Source organism: Rhodovulum sulfidophilum DSM 1374 (genome assembly GCF_001633165.1).
GTDB classification, from domain to species: domain Bacteria; phylum Pseudomonadota; class Alphaproteobacteria; order Rhodobacterales; family Rhodobacteraceae; genus Rhodovulum; species Rhodovulum sulfidophilum.
On record NZ_CP015418.1, the window covers coordinates 4,074,473 to 4,091,954 of the forward strand.

A 17,482-nucleotide genomic window follows, 5' to 3' on the forward strand; every position below is an offset into this window, starting at 1 on the left:
TGCAAGCCGCCCCCGCTTGAGCCCCCTCACCGGCAAGGACCAAAGCGAGGGGCAGGGCCGTCTGTCCCGGCCCTCACCGGCCGGCTCAGCCCTGCAAACGGGCCGCGTAAAGTCGGCGAATGCCCATGGCGATGGCGCCCTCGATGGGCAGCCAGACCAGGCAATAGGCCCAGACCAGAAGTGCGGCGGTCCAGCCGATGGGCGTGACGAGAACGCCATAGACCGCGATCAGCGTCCCGATCACCTGGGTCGCCTCTGTCGTGCAGAAAAGCTTCCAGTTGGGCCAGGGCCGGGTCCAGAACCAGTCCTGGTTGCGGGTGACGTAAAGCGTCATATGCCCCGAAACGAGCAGTTTCAGGAAGATCAGCGTCTGGATCGTCTCGCGCGGCAGATGCAGGACGCTGTCGACATACCAGAACAGCAGGAAGGTCTCGGCCACGCCCATCACCCCCAGCGTCGAGGCGATGGTGATGACCCGGCGCATGTCCCAGCGGACGGGTTTCGGCGACACCGCGACATTGTCGAAGGCGATCATCATGATCGGGAAGTCGTTCAGCACCGCCAGCAGCACGATCATGATCGCGGTGACCGGGTAGACGTCATAGGCAAGGATCGCCAGCGACATGAACAGCAGCACCCGGATCGTCTCGGCGATGCGGAAGGTGGCATAGCTCGTCATCCGCTCGAAGATGCGGCGGGCCTCGGCGATGGCCTCGGTGATGATCGAAAGGCCCGTTCCGGTCAGCACCAGATCGGCCGCGGCGCGGGCCGCATCGGTCGCCCCGCTGACCGCGATCCCGGCATCGGCACGCTTCAGGGCGGGGGCGTCATTCACCCCGTCGCCGGTCATCGCGACGATGCTGCCGCCCTGCTGCAGCACCTCGACGATGCGGAACTTGTGTTCGGGCAGAACCCGGGCAAAGCCGTCGGCCGCGCGCACCCGCGCCTCGACCTCGGCCGGATCGCCCTCCAGGAGCTGGCCCGCCGGGTACATCGCCTGCCCGAGCCCGAGCTGCCCCGCGATCTGGCGGGCGATGGCCTCGTGATCGCCGGTGATCATCTTGACGGTAACGCCCATCTCGCCGGCCTTCGCGATGGTCTCGGCCGCATCGGGACGGGGCGGATCGAAGATCGGGATCAGCCCGAGGAACTGCCATGCCCCCTCACCCTCGGCCCGGGCCGCACCGATGGCGCGGAACCCCTGGGCGGCCAGGGTGTCGACCTCGTCCTCGAGCGCGGTCCGCGCGGCCCCTTCGAGCCCGGCAAGATCAAGGATCACCTGCGGCGCGCCCTTGGCAAAGCGCCAGGTCTCGTCGCCGCGCCGGGCCTCGGCCAATGTCCGTTTCGAGACCGGATCGAAGGGCGTGAAGGTCCCGAGCTTGTAGTCGCGCCGCGCCTCGATCCCGTCGGCGGCGGCCAGCACCGCCTGGTCGATGGCGTCGGGCGCATTGGCGTTGCAGGCCAGAGCCGCGGCCAGCAGCAGATCGTCCCGGGTGGCGCCCGCCGCGGGACGCGGGGTTTCGACCGTCAGCTGGTTCAGGGTCAGCGTGCCGGTCTTGTCGGAACAGAGCACATCGACGCCCGCCATCTCCTCGATCGAAACCAGCCGCGAGACGATGGCCTTCATCCGGGCCAGCCGCTCGGCGCCCACCGCCATCGTCACCGACAGCACCGTCGGCAGCGCCACCGGAATGGCGGCGACCGTCAGGATCAGGGCGAATTGCACCGTCTCCCAAAGCGGGTTCTCGCGCCAGATCGAGACGACCAGGATGATCGAGACCAGCACCAGCGCGCTGACGATCAGGAAATTCCCGATCCGCATCACCGCCTGCTGGAAATGCGACTTGCGCTCGGGGCCCTGCACCAGCGCCGCGGTGCGGCCGAAATAGGTGTTCATGCCGGTCGCGGTGACCTCGCCCACCATCTCGCCCAGGCGCACGACCGAGCCCGAATAGGCGATGTCGCCGACCGCCTTGTCGACCGGCAGCGACTCGCCGGTCAGTGCCGCCTCGTCGGCCGAGAGATACTGCCCCTCGGTCAGGCGCAGATCGGCCGGGATGATGTTGCCGATCTCGAGCCGCACCAGATCGCCCGGCACCAGGTCCTTGGCCGCGATCTCCTGCCAGCGGCCGTCACGCAGAACCCGGGCGGCGGGGGCAAGCTTCTGCTTGAGCAGGGCGATGGCCGAGTCGGCCTTGTTCTCCTCGAAGAAGCCGACGCCCGCATTGACCAGAAGCATGGCGAGGATCACGCCGAAATCGGCCCAGTCGGACAGGATCAGCGACAGGATCGCCGCGATCTCGATCAGCCAGGGGATCGGCCCCCAGAAATACCCGAAGATCCGTTTGAACAGGCTTCGGTGTTCCTCGGCCAGGGTATTCGCGCCGAAGCGGCCAAGCCTGGCCTGTGCCTCGGCCGTGCTCAGCCCCTGCTGCGGGTCGGTAGGGGGCAGCTTCTCCCCCTCTGGCTGGTCCTGTCCGTCCATCACTTGCCTCCCTGTTCCGCGATCCATTGCGCGATGCCGGGCCAGACATCCGCCAATGTGTGCCGCCCCATGAACAGCCCGATATGCCCGCCCTTGGCGAGCAGCTTGCGGATCTGCGCCTTGGGCGTGCCCAGCAGATCCTCGGCGGCAAAGACCTGTTCCCGGGTGGTGATGTCATCGGAGTCGCCCGCCAGCAGATAGGCCGGGCAGGTCACGTCCTTCAGCGACAACCGCCGTCCGAGGCCCAGGAATTCGCCCTTGGCGAAGAGGTTCTGCTTGAACAGCAGGTCGATGGCCTGAAGGTAATACCGCCCCGGCAGATCCAGCGGGTTTTCGTACCAGCGCTCGAAGGTCTCGGTCCGCTCGATATAGTTGCGGTCCTCGATATGGGCGTAAAGATCGAGGAACTTGCCCAGATACTGCTTTTCCGCATGCATGTTCTTCCAGCCGGTCAGCATCAGGCTGCCCGACATCCGGCCGTGATGGGAGGCCACCATGTCCCGATAGGCCGAAAGCGGCGTCTCATGCGCCATCCGGCGGATCGGCCCGTCGCCCGCATCGGTGTCGATGGGCGACCCCGCCAGCACCAGCGCCGCCACCTTGGAAGGAAAGCGGGCGGCGACCATCGCCGACATCCAGCCGCCCTGACACAGCCCGACCAGAATCGCGCGCCCGCCGACCTCGTCGATGGCGACGTTGATCTCGGCCAGATACTTGTCGATGTCGAAGTCGCGCATCTCGGGGCCGGCCGATTTCCAGTCGGTGACCAGCACCCGGCCGAGCCCGGCCGCCAGAAGCGTGGCCACCAGGCTTTGCCCCGGGGCGAAATCGGCGATGGTGGCGGAATGGCCCGCATAGGGCGCGTCAATGATCACCGGAAGCCCGCTACCGCTGCCGCCGAAATCGCGCAACCGCATGGTGTCGAGATCGAGCAGGACCTCGTTCGGGGTGGCCCAGGAAGGCTCTGGCGGGGCCGAGATCTCGGCGGCTTCCTGCACGAAGCGAAGCCCGTCGGCCATCGCCTGATACCCGGCCTCCTGCCAGCCCAAGACCGCGGCCATCGGCCAGAACAACGGAACGGATTGCTCGATTTCGTGAGGGGTGTCGGCCATGACGCGGCTCCTTCTGCGGACTGGATGGCGCCAGTCCCGCGGCCGCGTCGGCCCCTGCAGAGGGGCGGGGCATCGGGGCATCGGGACGGCTCCGGAAAGGATCTTGTCCCCGATATAGGGGGCCCGAATGTCCCCAGCGTTATGCCCGGCTTACGAATATGTAAAGTGACAATGCTGCGATGCGGCATCGCCCTGCCCGACCGTCATGACACCCCGAAGCGCCCGCTGCGGCGCGCTGTCGGACCTGGCATCGGACCGGGCGGGCGCGGCGACCGACAGGTCCGGCCGCCGCCCCCCGCCTATTTGGTCAGGATCAGCTTGCCCGAGCGGGTGATCCGCAGCGTATAGGCCACGCCGTCGAGCACGATCACCGCGGTATTGCCGCCGCCGGTCAGGATGCGGGCATCGTGCTGGGTGGTCTCGCCAGTGCTGTGGCGGATGGTCTGGAGAAGGGTCATTGCCAGACCCTCCGGGCTGCCGTCATCCCGGTCCTGCGCACGCTCGGTCGCTCCATCCTGTCCCTCCATTCGGTTGCGGTTTCTGCAGCAAGGCCCCTGCCCCGGCCCCACCGCGTTCGGGTGCGACCGCAGGACCGTCCCGGGATCCGGCAGGCATCGCCCCGGCTCCGGCCCTGACGGGTCGGAACGGGCTGGTATCTGGACAAAGGCAGTCTCATCGCGGGGTACTGTCTTGAGAGGCAGGGGACCGGGCAACAAGCTGGGGCCTGACAAGTGTCTGTTATATCGGTACGGTGGGCTACACCTCGTACCTGAGCGTTTCTATCAACTTTCAAGCCCGGAGAAAAGAGGGCAATGCACGGCCGCTCGGCCGCGCCCGCAGGGATCTTGCATCATGTGGAAGAAAACGCGCAGGCTTGGCGGCAAACCGCCTGTTTCCGGGTCAGACCCCGCCTGAGCGCAAGTTCTGCCGTGTTACTCGGCGCCCGGACGCCGGGCCTGCAGCGCGGCATGCCCGAGCATGGCCAGATAGATCAGGTCGAGCGCCGTCAGCAGCAGCCAGATCCGGGTGAACATCAGCCCCACCGCGACCACGGTGGCAAACATCATCAGCCCGACCAGCGCGCGCGGAATACGCATCGCCTTCGGCGAGAAGGTCCGCAGCCGCGAGATCATCAGCACGCCGACAAAGCCCAGCCAGAACGCCACCAGATGCGGCACCGGCCGCAGATCGACGACGCCCGCCAGCGACACGAACAGCGGCAACAGACCCAGCATCGCGGCCGCGGGCGCGGGTACGCCGAGGAAATGGTGGCTGGTCTCGGCCGCGTTCTCGTCGCGCATCACGTTGAAGCGCGCCAGCCGCAGACAGCAGGCGGCGGCAAAGACCAGAACGAAGATCCAGCCGAAATTGTTCGAGGGTTCGAGAAAGAACCGATAGATCAGCAGCCCCGGCGCGACGCCGAAGCAGAGGAAATCCGACAGCGAATCGAGCTCTGCCCCGAAATTCGAGGTCGCATTGAGCCGCCGCGCCAGCAGCCCGTCGAGCCCGTCCATCAGCGCCGCCAGCAGCAAGAGCAGCGCCGCCCCGTCATAGCGCCCGTCCATCGAGAAACGGATCGAGGTCAGCCCGAGACACATCCCCGACAACGTCACCAGATTGGGCAGCAGCTGCAGGAACGGCACCTGGTCGCGGTGCTGCGGATCGCGGCGGATGAACTTCTTCATCGTCTGTCCCTCGCGCTCAGGCCCCGAGATCGGCGATGACGGTCTCACCCGCCACCATGGTCTGGCCGATCGCGACCAGCGGCTCGACCCCCTCGGGAAGATAGATATCGAGCCGCGAACCGAAACGGATCAGCCCGAAACGCTCGCCGGTGGCGAGGCTCTGGCCCTCGGCAGTCCAGCACAGGATGCGCCGCGCGACCAGCCCGGCGATCTGCACCACGCCATAGCGGCGCCCGTCGGCCAGCTCGACAGCAAGCCCGTTGCGCTCGTTGTCTTCCGAGGCCTTGTCGAGCGAGGCGTTCAGGAACTTGCCGGGCCGGTAGGCGACCGCCGTCACCCGGCCCGCCGCGGGCAGCCGGTTCACATGGCAGTTGAAGACCGACATGAAGACCGAGACCCGCGTCATCGGCGCATCGCCCAGGCCCAGCTCGGCCGGCGGCACGGCGGGCTCCAGCAGCGACACGATGCCGTCGGCGGGCGAGACCATCAGCCCGGGCCGGGCCGGCGTCACCCGCTCGGGGTCGCGGAAGAAATAGTAGACCCAGACCGTCAGGCCGAGCCCGATCCAGCCCAGGGGGGGCCAGATCAGGAAGAAAAGAACGGTCAGCCCCGCAGCGATGGCGACGAAACGGCGCCCCTCGGGATGCATCGGCTTGACGAAGGTGGACAGCATCGAAACGGACATGGGCCCTGCCGGATTGAGTGGTTTTCCCGTGAATAGTCCTTTGCGCGGACGATGCAAACCGCAGATCGGCGCGGGTCAGGCCGTCTCGGTCGCGAGCCGCCTCAGGAAGGACTTCAGCAATGCGCGCTCTTCGTCGGTGAAGCGCGCCTCGATATCGGCACCATAGGCGCGCGCCCTTGCTGACAGGCGCGCCAGCGCCGCATGCCCCTCGGGCGTCAAGGACAGGATCTCCGCGCGCCGGTCGTCGGCATCCGGGCTGCGATGCAGAAAGCGCTTTTCTTCCAGCGCCCGCACCGCGCGCGAGATCTTGGCCTTGTGGGTCATCGACAACCGCCCGATCTCGGAGGCCGACATCTCGCCATAGCGCCCCAGATGCACCATGACCCGCCATTCGGTCCGCAGCATCCCGTATTCCGCCCGGTAGATCGCGTGAAAGCCCGCGCTGGTTTCCTGGGCGGCCTGGTTGAGCAGATAGGGCAGGAACTCGCCAAGATCGAAATCGGGGTCGGGATCGGAGATCATCTTATCGTCTCGCAGCGCGCATGGGCCGAAAATGCAGGATCTTGCGGGGCAAGTAAACCGGCGCGGCGGGCCTATCCGCATCGGCCGGCGAGCGCTCGAAACGCGACCGGAACCGGCCTCTGCATATGGGCATCTCCGACAGACACCTGCTGATCGGCGGCCCTCGCGATCCACTGGGCCATCCACTGGCCGCGTGCTTTGCCGGTCCTGTGGCGGAACGCTCTCCAGAACAAAGAACTGGATTTCCGAAGCATCAAAGACCGGCCGACGAAGTTCCCGGCGCGGGGACGATCCGCGCGCCGCTCGAATGCCACGCTGGATTTCAAGCATTTCAGACCATTTCCGGAACGCCCCGTCGGCAGCCCAGATAATTCCAGAAGCGACCGGGCGCACGGTCGGAGACCGGCTCGGCTGGAGGCGGTTCTGCGGCCCCCGGCCAGCGCAACCCGGACCGCGGGAATGGGCCAGAGAACGCCATCAAGGCGGGCGGGACCACACCGGAAATCTGGACAATCGCGCTGGCGAACATGGCGCGGAAGAACATGAATGCACGATGGACGGTCGGATATTCCAAAGCGAAAAGCCACGCGGATGGCAGCAAACCGGTCAACCGCACGCTCCCGACCTTCGGCGACACCAGCCACATTTCCATTGCCCCGCAGAGCGCCATCACCCGCCGCCAGATCATCGCCGACCCGGCCCGACATGATGACACCCGCCTGCGCGAGGGCGCCGGTTCAAAGGACCAGAACGGCACGCAAGGCCCGGGCCGATCCCGCTTAGCCCGCAGCGGAAAATGCGGCCGCCCTCCGAGACCTTACACCGGGGCAGTTATCGGAGGCGTCCGGTTGGCAGGCCAGGGCGGCGACGGGACGCGAGGTCCGTCGAGTACCACGACGTCGGGCCGAATACCCGAAAGTACCCTCCTCGTATCACCGCAAAGTGCCCAGGTACGGGCCTGCCCCAAACGCGAATCTTGAGACTTGTGTTGGGAGTTTCCGAATGCTAGACGCTAGGCCGCTGATTTGGCGAGTTGGCGGAGTGGTTACGCAGCGGATTGCAAATCCGTGTACAGGAGTTCGATTCTCCTACTCGCCTCCATTTACTTTCAAGTACTTAGCGGGTCTCCGCGCTCCTGCGCGAAGCGGTGTCTAAGCAAGCGTCTAAACATTCCGTTTTTGTTCTGTTCGCCTTTTCGTGGCAAGGCCCTCGCCCGTTGAGGGCTTCTTCCGGCGAGCCTGGGCCTCTATGGCGCGCACGCGCTGCCGGATCTGCTGCGTGTAGTGCGCGACCATCTTGGGGCTTTGACCCGTGACCGCGGCCACCAGCTCGTCAGTGCATCCAGCCTCGACCAGTTCGCACGCGGCATTGTACCGCCAACTGTGGATGTCGAAGTCCAGCGCCCCGATATCTTCCCGGATCTTGCGAATGGCCTGCGATGCTCCGCGATAGGACCAGCGGCTGGTTCCGCTTTGGTTCGTCAGCATGAACAGCGACCGGCGCGGCGCCCTGTCCAGCGCCTCCTGAAGCGAAGGCACAATAGGCACCCAAAGCCGCTTGCCGGTCTTGTTCTGTTTGACCGTGATGCCCCCATCCTGGATATCGCCCCATTGCATTTCCAGCACATCGCCGATGCGCTGGCCGGTTCCGAGGCACAGCTCCATCAGCAGGCGCTCGCGCGCCCCCAGCGGCACGGCAGCACGAAAAGCGTCGATCAGGCTTTGCGGCCATGGCAGGCGCGGATCCGCATCCGCCTTCAGCAACGACACCCCCTTGGCTGGGTTATCGGTGCGCCAGCCAAGATCGATGCTATGCTCCATCAGAATGCGGATCACCTTCACCGCGTAGTTCGCGAAATAGGGTTTCCCTGCGTTCTCATCGCGCAGGCGTATCACATCCCGACGCCGGAGGTTTGCCGGGTTCAGCGGGCCGAACCGTTCGTCGATGAACGCCGTGAACTTGTCATAGTCCAGCGCCGTGCGGGGCTTCAGGTTCCGGTAACGCGGCGACTGGTGGTAACTGCGGATAAGAGCGGAAAAGTTCCTGCGCAGAACCTTGGCCTGCCCCTCTCCTTTCAGGATAGCAGCGTATTCGGCCCAGAACTCCGGGCTGCCGAAGTCCGACCCGATCTTTTGCGACGGCCACCCACGGCGCTGAAAATACAGACCATTTCGCTGCCGGTACACATATTTAGGAAGCTCTCGCTTCGTCATACCGCATATCCACCCTATCGAACTCGGAAAGGACTTCCTGCTCCGTTTCAAGCTCGAACTCGATTCGTCTTCCCTCGATCACCACCCGTTTGACAACCCGCCCTTCGGCCTCAAGGGCCCTCAGGTAGTTCAGGGCCCGCTTCTCAGCCGTCATGGCGTCCTCCCGGCTCGGCTCGTACTGCCGCGACGGCCCCAATGTCGCAGTATCCACGCTGCGCTGGCATGTGCAGATCGAGGGGCGGTAGCTGGTGGATGTCAGACATCGGGTTTTCCTTCCTTCATGGCGCAATCGACCAACTCGGCGATGGCGTCGCGGAAAGCCTTGTCGGCGGGGTCTTCGACCGGCTTCGGAAAGGCGTCCGAGGCCCGGCAGATACCGCCGCCGCATCCCTGCCCCTCGGTCACCAGCTCGCCGCAGGCGGGGCAGATCCGGGGCTCGGCTGGCGGTTGCCCGGCCTCCGGATCGCCCAGCAGAAGCCGCTCCGCGCGGCGCGGATCGTTGGCCAGGCGCAGCCGCCAGCAGAGCTTGACGGCGGCCATCACGCCCGCGCGGTAGCGCAGATCCTCGCCGAGCTCGGCCTCGATCCGGTCGAGCCCCCAGCGCAGCGCGCGCTCGATGTCCGGCGCCCAGCTGCCGCCCAGCAACGCGCTGCGGATCAGGTCGCGGCCGAAGAGCCGGATCACGTCCTTGCAGTCATCGCGGATGATCAGCCGGGCCTCGGCCGGGGTGACCTCGGCATTGAACCGGCCTAAGCTGCGGATGAAGGTCTCAGCCATCGCTTCGATCCTCATGGTGACTGGCGATATCAATGGCCCGGTCGAGATCCTCCTGGTTCAAGGCGATGTTTTCAGGCGTTTTGCCCGCGAAGACGCCCCCGGCATGGATCGTTTCCAGATCGCGGCTGCGCAGCCACCGATACCGCCTTGCGCCCTCCCGCAGTTGGTCGACCTCGGCGCGGAGCCGGTCGCATTCGGCCTCGGCGGCTTCGGCCCGGGCGCGCAGCGCAGTCAGCATTTCCAGGCAATAGCGATCCGCACTGTCGACGATGTCGTCGTCGACATAGCGGTGAAACGCGCAATCGCGTTCGCTGTCGCCCTCAAATCGCGGGATGGTCGCATGCACCGAAAAGACGTGCCTGCCATCTGCATCATCCGGATCGGATTGGGCGGCCCAGATTTCGCGGGGCCATTGGGTCTCGGCCATCACGCGGCCTCCTTTCCTGCTTGCCCGCCCCATTGGTCCGCCGCAGCAGCGGCGAGACCCTCGAAGGTGCGGGATCTGATCTTCCAGCGGTCGGGTCCGGGCGGGGCCCGGTGGACCGCGCTCCAGCGCTTGTGCGCCTCGGTGCCGGGCGCGGGCGGGGTCAGCCGGTTGGTGGCGCTCAGCGGCGCGAGCCCGCGCAGATAGAGCCCGGTCGCCTTGAAGACCGGCTCGCCGAACCACCAGGGCTGGACGATCTGCGGCTTCGGCAGATCGGCCGGCAGCCGCGCGCGCCCGTGCCGGTGCATCACCGGGTTCTCGACCGCCACACGCGGGATCGGGGCGCGCCAGCAGGCCGAGAACAACGCGGCGCCCTCGTCGAGCAACCGCCACATGATCGCGCGGCGGGTGTCCTCGGGCAGGTCCGGCCAGGCGGCGCGTTCGTCCGGGTGCGCCTCGGCCGGGGCGTTGGTCGGCGGCACATGCAGCCAGCGCACGCCCGAATTGCAGAGCCGGGTGCAGGGCGGATGCATTACCGCGAGCAGATCCCAGCCGAGGTGAAGCACCTCGCGGATATCGCAGATCATGTGCCGGTTGGTGGCATCCTCGGCCGGAAGCAGGTCGCAGGACCAGACATCGTGCCCGCGCGCGGCGAAGGCCCGGCGCATCACGCCCGAGGTCTCGCAGCCGATCAGGATGCGGAGGAGAGATGTCATTTCAGCCCTCCGAAGAGCGGCAGTGCGGGATCGAAGTTCATCCACAAAACCTCGGTCCTCGGCCGTGCGCCGTCAGCAAAAGCCGACCGCTCGATCCGGTGCCAGTCCGCAAGCGCACGGTCGTAGCGGGGCGAGGCATAGCCCGACAGGACCACCGCGCCCTGCAGTGCGCCAAGCATCGCCAGCAGGTCGTCATGGTCGGTTTCGGACATTTCGTGGGTGTAGTCGGCCCCGGCATCGCGGGTTTCGGGCAGATAGGGCGGATCGAGATAGAAGAGCGTCGACGGCCCGTCCTGCGCCGCGATCACGTCTAGCGCCGGCCGGCGTTCGATCACGACGCCACGGAGCCGCTCAGCCACCTCGCGCAGAACCGGCGGAAAGCATCGCCAGTTTTCCGGTGGGGTCGTTCCCGTGCGCAGACCGCGGGCGCGAAATCCGGTTTTCTGGTGCCCGCCGCGACCGCAAGCCCCGGCGTTGGAAAAGCCCATATGCGAACGCAGGAGCAGCCGCAGGCTGAGATCGATCTCGTCTTTCGGGCCCTGAGACAAATCCTGTGCGGCGTCGAACTCGGCGCGGGCGAAAGGCATCAATTCGACCCGGCGGATCAACTCGTCGGGGGCATCGCGCAGGACGCGGAACAAGGCGACCACTGCGCCGTCGAGATCATTGTAGACATCGAGTTTGGCGCGCGGCTTGCGCAGCAGTACCGAAGCACCGCCTCCGAAGGGCTCGACATAGCACTCATGCGGGGGGAATTGGGCGACGATCCATGGCGCGATGCGCCATTTGCCGCCATGCCAGCGCAGCAAGGGGCGTGAGACGCTCATATCCATGATGCTCATGCGGCACCCCCTGCCCGGGCCTGCGCGGCCAGGGCGCCGAGGGTGACGGCACGGCCCTGCAGCCGCTCGGCCCGGGCGAAGGCGGCGCGGGCGAGCAGCGGCTTGCCGTCCCGCACGCTTGATTTCGCGGCGACGCGGGCGGTATTGGCTTGCGCGCGGGCGGCGGCAGCCTCGGCGGCAAGCCGGTCGGCGATCTGCGGGGCAATGGCGAGGATCGCGGCCATCAGAGGCTGGCCTTCGCGATCCGGGCCAGCATGAGCCCGCCCCCGGCCGAGCCGATGAAGGCAAGGCCGATGAACAGGCCAAGCAGCGCATCGCGCCAGGTGCCGAAGCCGTAAGTTGCAGGAAGGTCTGGGATTTTGGGGATGCGGGGCATGGTGTCCTCCGGGTCTGGGCATGGGATGCCCGCCCGCGCGGGGCGGGGCACCGATGCTCAGGTGTCGGAGCTTTCGCCGCCCTCGCCCTCGCCTTCGCCGGAACCTTCGCCATCGTCGGACGCGGCGGGGTCACGGTCATTGCCGGTGGGGGCGGTGTAATAGACGCAGCCCGGCGCGTTGCTGCGCTGGAAGGCATTGGTGCCATTGATCGGCGCGAAGCAATCCGGGGCGGAGGCAGGCGACACGGCGGTCGCCTGATCTTCCGTGGTGTCGGTCGCGGCAAGCGCGGGTGCGGCCAGCAGGGCCAGTGCGCTGGCGGTGGTCAGGATGGTCTTCATGGAGTCCTCCATCGTGGGCTTCGATGGGGTATCTCTAGATGGGGAAAATAATCCCCGTCAACCAAAAAGGGGATAAAAGTACCTGTTGGCTCTTCGCGGCATCACTCATGCAGAATCAGCCGCGCTGCTGGCGGCCACCAGAAGCAAACGCTCCCTTCGTATCGACTGACTGGATATCTGGCTGGCAGCTAGCGGTGGGCTAGTGCCCGCGTGATGGGCGTCTCAGAGCTTCTTGGCGAGATCCGCAGGCCAATGCAGCCTGATAGGTGCAGCCCACTTAAGCCGCACCCCGTACATGGTCGGGGATTGGTCGTTGAAGCTGTGCAAATCGAATGTTCCAGGCTCGCGCCCCAGTCTTATTACCTTCGCCCACCCCAAACCCTCCTCGCACTCGCACACACAGCGCTTGCCAACGGCTTCCGAGGGTACGCCGTCTGCGGTGTGACGCGTGTAGAAGAGAATATCTCCAGCAGAATAAACGGGTTCCATGCTGTCGCCCTCGACCTCGACGGCCACGACGCCATGAGGGGAAAGACCCGGCGGGCACTCGACTTGCGGCCCACCACCCTTCTCGTATGCATCAAACACCGGCACGCGCGCGCCCGCTCCGACCTTGCCTGCGATGGAGACGGTCCAGGGGGTGGCGGTGGATATGTTCCCGCCCAAGAACTCCTCAACCGTCACCCCGAAATGCTCGGCAACACGCACTGCGTCATCCACATTCGTCGATGCGCTATTGCCTCGGAAGAGCTTCTTGAGCTGCTCATAGGAGACGCCCGATTGTGTAGCGACATTGCGGACCGATTGGCCGCTCTGCTCGATGGCTCGAAGGAAGGCGTCTCTGAATGATTGGCGCATGGGGAGATTTTACCCCATGTGGACGGCGCGGAAACGGGGACGTTTTTCCCTTGACGATAGGGGAATATTGTCCCTATTCGTTGAGCCATGGAACAGTTGATCGTCGATATCGAGGCCTACGCGGCCGCAGTCCAGAAAACACCGCAAAAGATACTTCGGGACGCGATTGGTGCGAGTTGGGGGCAGTGGGCTTCCTGGAAGTCGGGAAAGGCAAGCCCAACGCTTCGCGTTGTCGACCGCCTTCGCGCTTTCATGGCCGCGAACCCAGCTCCTGCCAAGCAGGAGGACCCCGCATGCTGACGACGTCCACACCTCCGATTTCAAACCCAAACCCTTTCGCACGGATCAACCATACGGGGGCCGTCATGCAAAAGTCCTTCCAGAAGTTCCGCGACCCGCAGGAGCGGGAGCGGAAGTGGTTCGCCTCGCTGCTTTGGCGGTCATTCCCCGAAGCGACCAGCGAGGCCCAACTGGCCGATCTTGTGGCCGAGGCGCTGAACACGGCGCATCGGCCGGTGAACCCGCGCACGGTGCGGAACTGGCTGCGTTCCGAGAACGCGCCGGGGCTGCATTACGTCGTGGCAGTGCTGGCGCTTGCGGGCGCCGAGACAGTCTTCGAACTCTTCGACCCGGAGCAAACGGCATGACACTGGCAATTCGGATCTACTGGCGTATCGCCGGACGCTTCAACCAGGTGCGCGCGGGCAGAGCCCGCGCCGCAGCCCGGATTTTCGAGGCGCGTGCGGAAAAGTTTTTGGCACGTTTCAAGGGGAGCCGGACATGACCGGCCCGACCGTTTCGCTCACCAGCCCGAACGGGGTGACGACCGTCCCGATCCCGCTCGATACCTTCACCGCCCCGCCGCGGCTGCCGATGAAGGAAACCGCCGAGGACGAGGCGGTGCGCGACCGGACTTACCGGGTCGTGGCTGACGTTCTGCGCGGCTTCATCGAGCGCTTCGAGGCGCTGCGTCGGCTCATCGCGCTACGCAAGCGGCATGCCGAGGACATCGCCGAGAAAGAGGTGTTGCTGCAGATCTATCGCAAGGCCCTGGGGATGTGATGGCCACGCGGGTTCACACCGATCTGACGATCCGCGGCACGACCTATCCGGATGCGGCCAGCGCCGCCCGTGCGCTGGGGGTGACGCCCGAGGCGATCCGCTCGGCCGCGCGCAAGGGGCGGCTCGACCGGGTGGGCACGGGCCGCAAGGGGCTGGCGCCGATGCCGGTGCGGATCCGGGGCGAGGTCTTCACTGACGCCCATGCCGCCGCCGCCCGCTTCGGGGTGACGCCGCAGGCGGTCTGGCGGGCGCTGGCCGATGGCGATCCCGACCGGATCGGCCGGCCGCAGCGCCGCCCCGGGCGAGCCCCGAAACCCTTCGAGATCGGGGGCTTGCGCTTTGCCTCGCAGCGCAAGGCGAGCCGCGCGCTGGGGTTCTCGGACGACTATCTCTCCCATGCCCTGACCCGGGGCGGTCGCGCCGCCCGGGAACGCATTCTGGCCGCCGCGATGGCGCTGAGCGCCCGGCAGGCCAGCCCCCGCAAATCGTTACCGAACGGGCCTGCGCGCCCGGAACCGATGGAGGAGCTTCATCATGGATAGCACGGACCTGACGCGCCCGGACCGGGTGCCCGCGTGATGGCCGCGCCTCGCCACCTGGCCCCGGTCGAGACCGGCGGGCTGCCGGACTACCCGATCTCCAGCGAGGACCGGCTCGATTCCCATTTCTTCGTGCAGTGGAACCTCAAGCGCTGGCGCAAGAGCGAGTTCCGCCAGCTGGCCGAGCCCGAGGTCGGCTGGTACGGCTTCCTGCTGATCTGCGAGGCCCATGACGAGACCCCGGTGGGCACGCTGCCGACCGACGAGCGGCTGCTGGCCAAGGCGCTGGGGATCACGGTCGACCGCTGGCACCAGCTTTGCGAGCGCGAGATGACGCCGCTGCATGGCTGGTCGCGGGTGCGCTGCGACAATGGCGAGATCCGGCTGGCGCATCCGGTGGTGACCGAGGTCGCGGTCGAGGCGCTGGCCAGCAGCCGCCGCAACCGCGCCGAGGCCGAACAGCGCCGCCGCAACAAGCGGCTCAAGGATCTGCGCGAGATGATCGAAAAGCGGATCGGGGCCGGGCAGCTTCTGCGCGCGCCGCAATTCCTCGACCGCTTCGATGACTGGCTGGCCGAGCGCTATCCCGAGACCCAGCGCCGCGAGGGCTTCATCCGCCGGGCGCTGGACGAGTTCAGCGCGGAGATGGCCCGATGAACCGGCCAGGGTCGATCCGTGACATTCCGTTACCGTCACAGAATATTCCGGAACAATCACGGAAAATCACGGAACCGACCGGGAAAGTCACGGAACATTCCGTGTTTCCGCCGGGCCGTCCCCTTTTTTTGCGCCGTTTCCGTCACCGCTGAAAGGAGAGGAAACGAGAAGAGACGAGAAGAGACACCCCGGTCGCGCCGCCCCGGACGGGGGCGCGCGGCAGGCAGGCGGGGCGAGGCTGAGAAGAAGGGAGCCGAGATGGATGCGAGGGAACAGGCCGAGGGCGAGAAGCGGGTGCGGGATCTGCTGGTCGAGCCCCTGCTGCGGCGGGGGCTGGTGAAGCCCGGGGCGATGACCAAGGCGCAGTTCGAGGAGATGCTGGCGGATCTGGCCAAGCGGCTGGCCTATATGAGCGGGCCGAACCTGGCCGCGCTCGAGGAGATGGCGGCGGCCCAGCCCGGCGGCAAGGACCGCGACCGCTTCCCGATCGCCAATGCGATCCTGAAGGCGGCGGCGCAGATCCAGCCGCCCGCCGACGACGCCTCGCCGCTGATCCGGGCGGTCTTTGCCCATGCGGTGGGGCGGCAGGCGCTGGCCGAAGGCTGGGCGCCGGAACTCCTGGACGATCTGCGCCACAACCGCCGCTGGCCGCGCAGCTATGCGCTGGGGCAGATCCGCCAGGCGGCGGGCGAGGCACTGCGCCGCCACGCGCATCTGGCGGGCGCCGGTCCCGGGCAGCTCTCCCCGGCCGAGGCCGCCTGGCTGCGGGACCGCGAGGCCCGCCTCGCCCACTGCCGCAGCATCGCCGATCTCGCGGGGGCCTCGGCATGAGCATCCGGGCGATCAAGGGCAAAGGCGTGAACCGGGCGCGGGTGGTCTGCGATGGCTGCGGCCGCGAGGAGGTCGTGACCTGCAACTACCTGCATCGACCCGGCAGGGTCTGGGTGCCGGATGCGGGGCAGATAAACCGGAAGATGATCGGGCAAGGCTGGGCCGAGGTGAAGGGCAAGCTCCACTGCCCGGCCTGCGAAGCGAAACGAAAGGCGACAGGCATGGCAAAGACGACGACGGCACCGGCTTCGAACCCGGATGGGGCGTTGCGGCAACCGACCCGGGCACAGAAGCGCGAGATCATGGATCTGCTGGAAGGGGTCTATGACACCACGGCGGAACGCTACCGGCAGGGCGACACCGACGCGACGGTGGCCGAGGTGCTGGGGGTGATGCCGGGCTGGGTGGCCGAGATCCGGGATGCGTTCTTCGGTCCCGATGGCGGCAACGAAGACATCGCGGGAGCGCTCGGCCGGATGGAGGCGCTGGAACGCGACATGCGGGCGGTTGCCGAAGAGGCAGCACGGCAGCGGGCGGCGGCCGAGAAGAAGCTGGCCGAGCTGTCGGTTCTGAAAGTCGAGCTCGACCGGATCCGAGTGGCGGTGGGACCGCGGGCGTTGCGCAAGGCCGGGGTCGCGGCATGACGGCGGCGGCCCGGATCAGGGTGCCGCCCGCGCCCCGGACCCGCCGGGCGATGCCGGTTCGGGAGGCTTTGGAATGGGCTTTCGGCACCGAATGCGCGCGGCTCGACCACGACGAGATCGAGGCGGTCGGCGGCACCGGCTGGCGCCCCTTCGGCATGGAATACGTGGCCCTCGAACGCGCCCAGCTGGGCACCCGGGTCGACACGAGCCGCGGCCGGTCCCGCCCGCATGACGATGCCGAGATGATCGCGACCGTGGTCCGGAACGTCCTGCCCTGGTACGCCGCGACCCTCGTCGCCGATCTCGCCCGCGCGGGCCGCACGCCGGACTGGATGCCCGATGCCCGCCCGCATTGCGTTCCGGTCAAGTGGCGGCCGAGCCCGGCAGGGCCGCGCGCGGCGCAGGACTTCGGCGACACTTGGCGATACCGGGCCGGGCGCGGCCGGAACGGCAACAAGCTGGTAGAGTTGCGCGCGCCGTGCTGCCCGGTGACCTACTATCCGACCGCCGGTCAGATCGCATCCGCTCGGCGTGCCTGGCTCGACTGGTACGGTTACCTTCTGGAGGTGCGGTGTGCGCTCGAAGCTGCCGGACTGCGCAGTCTCCGCCTGACCGACGACATGCCGCCGATGACCCCGTGGAAAAATTCTTCTTGACTATTTAGGCATCCATGATTGACAAATGGTCAGCACCCAAGCTGTGCCCGGAGCGGACC

General features: G+C 66.9%; 25 protein-coding genes and 1 tRNA gene. 9 read left to right on the plus strand and 17 right to left on the minus strand.

Annotated elements, in window-relative coordinates; genetic code table 11:
• Positions 1–85 precede the first annotated feature (85 nt).
• The 7 genes from A6W98_RS18815 to A6W98_RS18840 form a co-directional block, all read right to left on the minus strand.
• Positions 86–2,485 carry a plasma-membrane proton-efflux P-type ATPase gene (locus A6W98_RS18815; protein ID WP_042464258.1) on the minus strand — a complete coding sequence of 800 codons (2,400 nt, stop codon included), beginning with the start codon at positions 2,483–2,485 and terminating at the stop codon, positions 86–88.
• Entirely contained in the window at positions 2,485–3,597 is a 1,113-nt protein-coding gene (locus A6W98_RS18820; protein WP_042464260.1) for an alpha/beta fold hydrolase, read from the minus strand. The genes A6W98_RS18815 and A6W98_RS18820 overlap by 1 nt, the downstream gene beginning before the upstream one ends.
• A gap of 299 nt (positions 3,598–3,896) precedes the next feature.
• Positions 3,897–4,055, minus strand: coding sequence for a hemin uptake protein HemP (gene hemP, locus A6W98_RS20620; RefSeq protein ID WP_072071754.1), 159 nt, complete (start codon positions 4,053–4,055; stop codon positions 3,897–3,899).
• Between the two features lie 474 nt (positions 4,056–4,529).
• Positions 4,530–5,282: a CDP-alcohol phosphatidyltransferase family protein gene (locus A6W98_RS18825; protein WP_042464264.1), complete on the minus strand. Its 753-nt coding sequence runs from the start codon at positions 5,280–5,282 to the stop codon at positions 4,530–4,532.
• 16 nt (positions 5,283–5,298) lie between these two features.
• Positions 5,299–5,967, minus strand: coding sequence for a phosphatidylserine decarboxylase (locus A6W98_RS18830; protein ID WP_042464266.1), 669 nt, complete (start codon positions 5,965–5,967; stop codon positions 5,299–5,301).
• A 75-nt stretch (positions 5,968–6,042) separates the two neighbouring features.
• Positions 6,043–6,489 carry a MarR family winged helix-turn-helix transcriptional regulator gene (locus A6W98_RS18835; protein ID WP_042464268.1) on the minus strand — a complete coding sequence of 149 codons (447 nt, stop codon included), beginning with the start codon at positions 6,487–6,489 and terminating at the stop codon, positions 6,043–6,045.
• Between the two features lie 331 nt (positions 6,490–6,820).
• Entirely contained in the window at positions 6,821–7,177 is a 357-nt protein-coding gene (locus A6W98_RS18840) for a hypothetical protein (RefSeq protein WP_042464270.1), read from the minus strand.
• A 339-nt stretch (positions 7,178–7,516) separates the two neighbouring features.
• Between A6W98_RS18840 and A6W98_RS18845 the strand changes: the two genes are divergently transcribed.
• Positions 7,517–7,590 (plus strand) — tRNA-Cys (locus A6W98_RS18845).
• Between the two features lie 62 nt (positions 7,591–7,652).
• Here the strand turns inward: A6W98_RS18845 and A6W98_RS18850 are convergent.
• The 10 genes from A6W98_RS18850 to A6W98_RS18885 all read right to left on the minus strand — a co-directional run bounded on the left by A6W98_RS18850 (position 7,653) and on the right by A6W98_RS18885 (position 13,034).
• Positions 7,653–8,702, minus strand: a complete 1,050-nt coding sequence (locus tag A6W98_RS18850; RefSeq protein WP_042464273.1) for a tyrosine-type recombinase/integrase — start codon at positions 8,700–8,702, stop codon at positions 7,653–7,655.
• Entirely contained in the window at positions 8,680–8,856 is a 177-nt protein-coding gene (locus A6W98_RS21340) for a hypothetical protein (RefSeq protein ID WP_155734682.1), read from the minus strand. Before A6W98_RS21340 ends, A6W98_RS18850 begins: the two co-directional genes overlap by 23 nt.
• A gap of 101 nt (positions 8,857–8,957) precedes the next feature.
• Complete coding sequence (locus A6W98_RS18855) at positions 8,958–9,479, minus strand: hypothetical protein (protein ID WP_042464275.1); 522 nt, start codon at positions 9,477–9,479, stop codon at positions 8,958–8,960.
• Positions 9,472–9,906 (minus strand): hypothetical protein, encoded by a 435-nt coding sequence (locus tag A6W98_RS18860; protein WP_042464276.1) that lies wholly within the window; start codon positions 9,904–9,906, stop codon positions 9,472–9,474. The genes A6W98_RS18855 and A6W98_RS18860 overlap by 8 nt, the downstream gene beginning before the upstream one ends.
• Positions 9,906–10,619, minus strand: a complete 714-nt coding sequence (locus A6W98_RS18865; RefSeq protein ID WP_042464278.1) for a hypothetical protein — start codon at positions 10,617–10,619, stop codon at positions 9,906–9,908. Before A6W98_RS18865 ends, A6W98_RS18860 begins: the two co-directional genes overlap by 1 nt.
• Positions 10,616–11,461 (minus strand): DNA adenine methylase, encoded by an 846-nt coding sequence (locus A6W98_RS18870; protein WP_063490965.1) that lies wholly within the window; start codon positions 11,459–11,461, stop codon positions 10,616–10,618. The genes A6W98_RS18865 and A6W98_RS18870 overlap by 4 nt, the downstream gene beginning before the upstream one ends.
• The gene (locus A6W98_RS18875; RefSeq protein ID WP_042464280.1) at positions 11,458–11,685 is read right to left on the minus strand and encodes a hypothetical protein; all 228 of its coding nucleotides are present in this window, start codon (positions 11,683–11,685) and stop codon (positions 11,458–11,460) included. Before A6W98_RS18875 ends, A6W98_RS18870 begins: the two co-directional genes overlap by 4 nt.
• Positions 11,685–11,837: a hypothetical protein gene (locus A6W98_RS21345; protein ID WP_155734691.1), complete on the minus strand. Its 153-nt coding sequence runs from the start codon at positions 11,835–11,837 to the stop codon at positions 11,685–11,687. Before A6W98_RS21345 ends, A6W98_RS18875 begins: the two co-directional genes overlap by 1 nt.
• A 57-nt stretch (positions 11,838–11,894) precedes the next feature.
• Positions 11,895–12,176 carry a hypothetical protein gene (locus A6W98_RS18880; protein WP_042464281.1) on the minus strand — a complete coding sequence of 94 codons (282 nt, stop codon included), beginning with the start codon at positions 12,174–12,176 and terminating at the stop codon, positions 11,895–11,897.
• 222 nt (positions 12,177–12,398) lie between these two features.
• Complete coding sequence (locus A6W98_RS18885; protein ID WP_042464283.1) at positions 12,399–13,034, minus strand: XRE family transcriptional regulator; 636 nt, start codon at positions 13,032–13,034, stop codon at positions 12,399–12,401.
• Between the two features lie 365 nt (positions 13,035–13,399).
• On the opposite strand from A6W98_RS18885, the gene A6W98_RS18890 reads away from it, so the two are divergent.
• The 8 genes from A6W98_RS18890 to A6W98_RS18920 all read left to right on the plus strand — a co-directional run bounded on the left by A6W98_RS18890 (position 13,400) and on the right by A6W98_RS18920 (position 17,423).
• Positions 13,400–13,681, plus strand: coding sequence for a hypothetical protein (locus A6W98_RS18890; RefSeq protein ID WP_042456636.1), 282 nt, complete (start codon positions 13,400–13,402; stop codon positions 13,679–13,681).
• A complete protein-coding gene (locus tag A6W98_RS21350; RefSeq protein WP_155734865.1) occupies positions 13,678–13,818 on the plus strand; it encodes a hypothetical protein in 141 nt (46 codons plus the stop codon). The genes A6W98_RS18890 and A6W98_RS21350 overlap by 4 nt, the downstream gene beginning before the upstream one ends.
• A complete protein-coding gene (locus tag A6W98_RS18895; RefSeq protein WP_052678121.1) occupies positions 13,815–14,096 on the plus strand; it encodes a GapR family DNA-binding domain-containing protein in 282 nt (93 codons plus the stop codon). Before A6W98_RS21350 ends, A6W98_RS18895 begins: the two co-directional genes overlap by 4 nt.
• Entirely contained in the window at positions 14,096–14,638 is a 543-nt protein-coding gene (locus A6W98_RS18900) for a hypothetical protein (protein ID WP_042462574.1), read from the plus strand. Before A6W98_RS18895 ends, A6W98_RS18900 begins: the two co-directional genes overlap by 1 nt.
• 36 nt (positions 14,639–14,674) lie before the next feature.
• A complete protein-coding gene (locus tag A6W98_RS18905) occupies positions 14,675–15,292 on the plus strand; it encodes a hypothetical protein (protein WP_042462576.1) in 618 nt (205 codons plus the stop codon).
• Positions 15,293–15,550: 258 nt separating this feature from the next.
• Positions 15,551–16,123 carry a hypothetical protein gene (locus A6W98_RS18910; RefSeq protein WP_063491335.1) on the plus strand — a complete coding sequence of 191 codons (573 nt, stop codon included), beginning with the start codon at positions 15,551–15,553 and terminating at the stop codon, positions 16,121–16,123.
• Positions 16,120–16,767: a hypothetical protein gene (locus A6W98_RS18915; protein WP_042461730.1), complete on the plus strand. Its 648-nt coding sequence runs from the start codon at positions 16,120–16,122 to the stop codon at positions 16,765–16,767. Before A6W98_RS18910 ends, A6W98_RS18915 begins: the two co-directional genes overlap by 4 nt.
• Positions 16,764–17,423, plus strand: a complete 660-nt coding sequence (locus tag A6W98_RS18920; RefSeq protein WP_042464288.1) for a hypothetical protein — start codon at positions 16,764–16,766, stop codon at positions 17,421–17,423. Before A6W98_RS18915 ends, A6W98_RS18920 begins: the two co-directional genes overlap by 4 nt.
• Positions 17,424–17,482 lie beyond the last annotated feature (59 nt).

Bases quoted from the DNA above. Each gene is read 5' to 3' on its own strand.
- A6W98_RS18840 (WP_042464270.1), bottom strand. From the start codon at position 7,177: ATGATCTGGCGGCGGGTGATGGCGCTCTGCGGGGCAATGGAAATGTGG.
- A6W98_RS18885 (WP_042464283.1), bottom strand. From the start codon at position 13,034: ATGCGCCAATCATTCAGAGACGCCTTCCTTCGAGCCATCGAGCAGAGC.
- A6W98_RS18820 (WP_042464260.1), bottom strand. From the start codon at position 3,597: ATGGCCGACACCCCTCACGAAATCGAGCAATCCGTTCCGTTGTTCTGG.
- A6W98_RS18860 (WP_042464276.1), bottom strand. From the start codon at position 9,906: ATGGCCGAGACCCAATGGCCCCGCGAAATCTGGGCCGCCCAATCCGAT.
- A6W98_RS18900 (WP_042462574.1), top strand. From the start codon at position 14,096: ATGGCCACGCGGGTTCACACCGATCTGACGATCCGCGGCACGACCTAT.
- A6W98_RS18850 (WP_042464273.1), bottom strand. From the start codon at position 8,702: ATGACGAAGCGAGAGCTTCCTAAATATGTGTACCGGCAGCGAAATGGT.
- A6W98_RS18830 (WP_042464266.1), bottom strand. From the start codon at position 5,967: ATGTCCGTTTCGATGCTGTCCACCTTCGTCAAGCCGATGCATCCCGAG.
- A6W98_RS18865 (WP_042464278.1), bottom strand. From the start codon at position 10,619: ATGACATCTCTCCTCCGCATCCTGATCGGCTGCGAGACCTCGGGCGTG.
- A6W98_RS18870 (WP_063490965.1), bottom strand. From the start codon at position 11,461: ATGAGCATCATGGATATGAGCGTCTCACGCCCCTTGCTGCGCTGGCAT.
- A6W98_RS18915 (WP_042461730.1), top strand. From the start codon at position 16,120: ATGAGCATCCGGGCGATCAAGGGCAAAGGCGTGAACCGGGCGCGGGTG.
- A6W98_RS18855 (WP_042464275.1), bottom strand. From the start codon at position 9,479: ATGGCTGAGACCTTCATCCGCAGCTTAGGCCGGTTCAATGCCGAGGTC.
- A6W98_RS21345 (WP_155734691.1), bottom strand. From the start codon at position 11,837: ATGCCCCGCATCCCCAAAATCCCAGACCTTCCTGCAACTTACGGCTTC.
- A6W98_RS18875 (WP_042464280.1), bottom strand. From the start codon at position 11,685: ATGGCCGCGATCCTCGCCATTGCCCCGCAGATCGCCGACCGGCTTGCC.
- A6W98_RS18815 (WP_042464258.1), bottom strand. From the start codon at position 2,485: ATGGACGGACAGGACCAGCCAGAGGGGGAGAAGCTGCCCCCTACCGAC.
- hemP (WP_072071754.1), bottom strand. From the start codon at position 4,055: ATGACCCTTCTCCAGACCATCCGCCACAGCACTGGCGAGACCACCCAG.
- A6W98_RS18890 (WP_042456636.1), top strand. From the start codon at position 13,400: ATGCAAAAGTCCTTCCAGAAGTTCCGCGACCCGCAGGAGCGGGAGCGG.
- A6W98_RS18910 (WP_063491335.1), top strand. From the start codon at position 15,551: ATGGATGCGAGGGAACAGGCCGAGGGCGAGAAGCGGGTGCGGGATCTG.
- A6W98_RS18920 (WP_042464288.1), top strand. From the start codon at position 16,764: ATGACGGCGGCGGCCCGGATCAGGGTGCCGCCCGCGCCCCGGACCCGC.
- A6W98_RS18880 (WP_042464281.1), bottom strand. From the start codon at position 12,176: ATGAAGACCATCCTGACCACCGCCAGCGCACTGGCCCTGCTGGCCGCA.
- A6W98_RS18895 (WP_052678121.1), top strand. From the start codon at position 13,815: ATGACCGGCCCGACCGTTTCGCTCACCAGCCCGAACGGGGTGACGACC.
- A6W98_RS21350 (WP_155734865.1), top strand. From the start codon at position 13,678: ATGACACTGGCAATTCGGATCTACTGGCGTATCGCCGGACGCTTCAAC.
- A6W98_RS18825 (WP_042464264.1), bottom strand. From the start codon at position 5,282: ATGAAGAAGTTCATCCGCCGCGATCCGCAGCACCGCGACCAGGTGCCG.
- A6W98_RS18905 (WP_042462576.1), top strand. From the start codon at position 14,675: ATGGCCGCGCCTCGCCACCTGGCCCCGGTCGAGACCGGCGGGCTGCCG.
- A6W98_RS21340 (WP_155734682.1), bottom strand. From the start codon at position 8,856: ATGACGGCTGAGAAGCGGGCCCTGAACTACCTGAGGGCCCTTGAGGCC.
- A6W98_RS18835 (WP_042464268.1), bottom strand. From the start codon at position 6,489: ATGATCTCCGATCCCGACCCCGATTTCGATCTTGGCGAGTTCCTGCCC.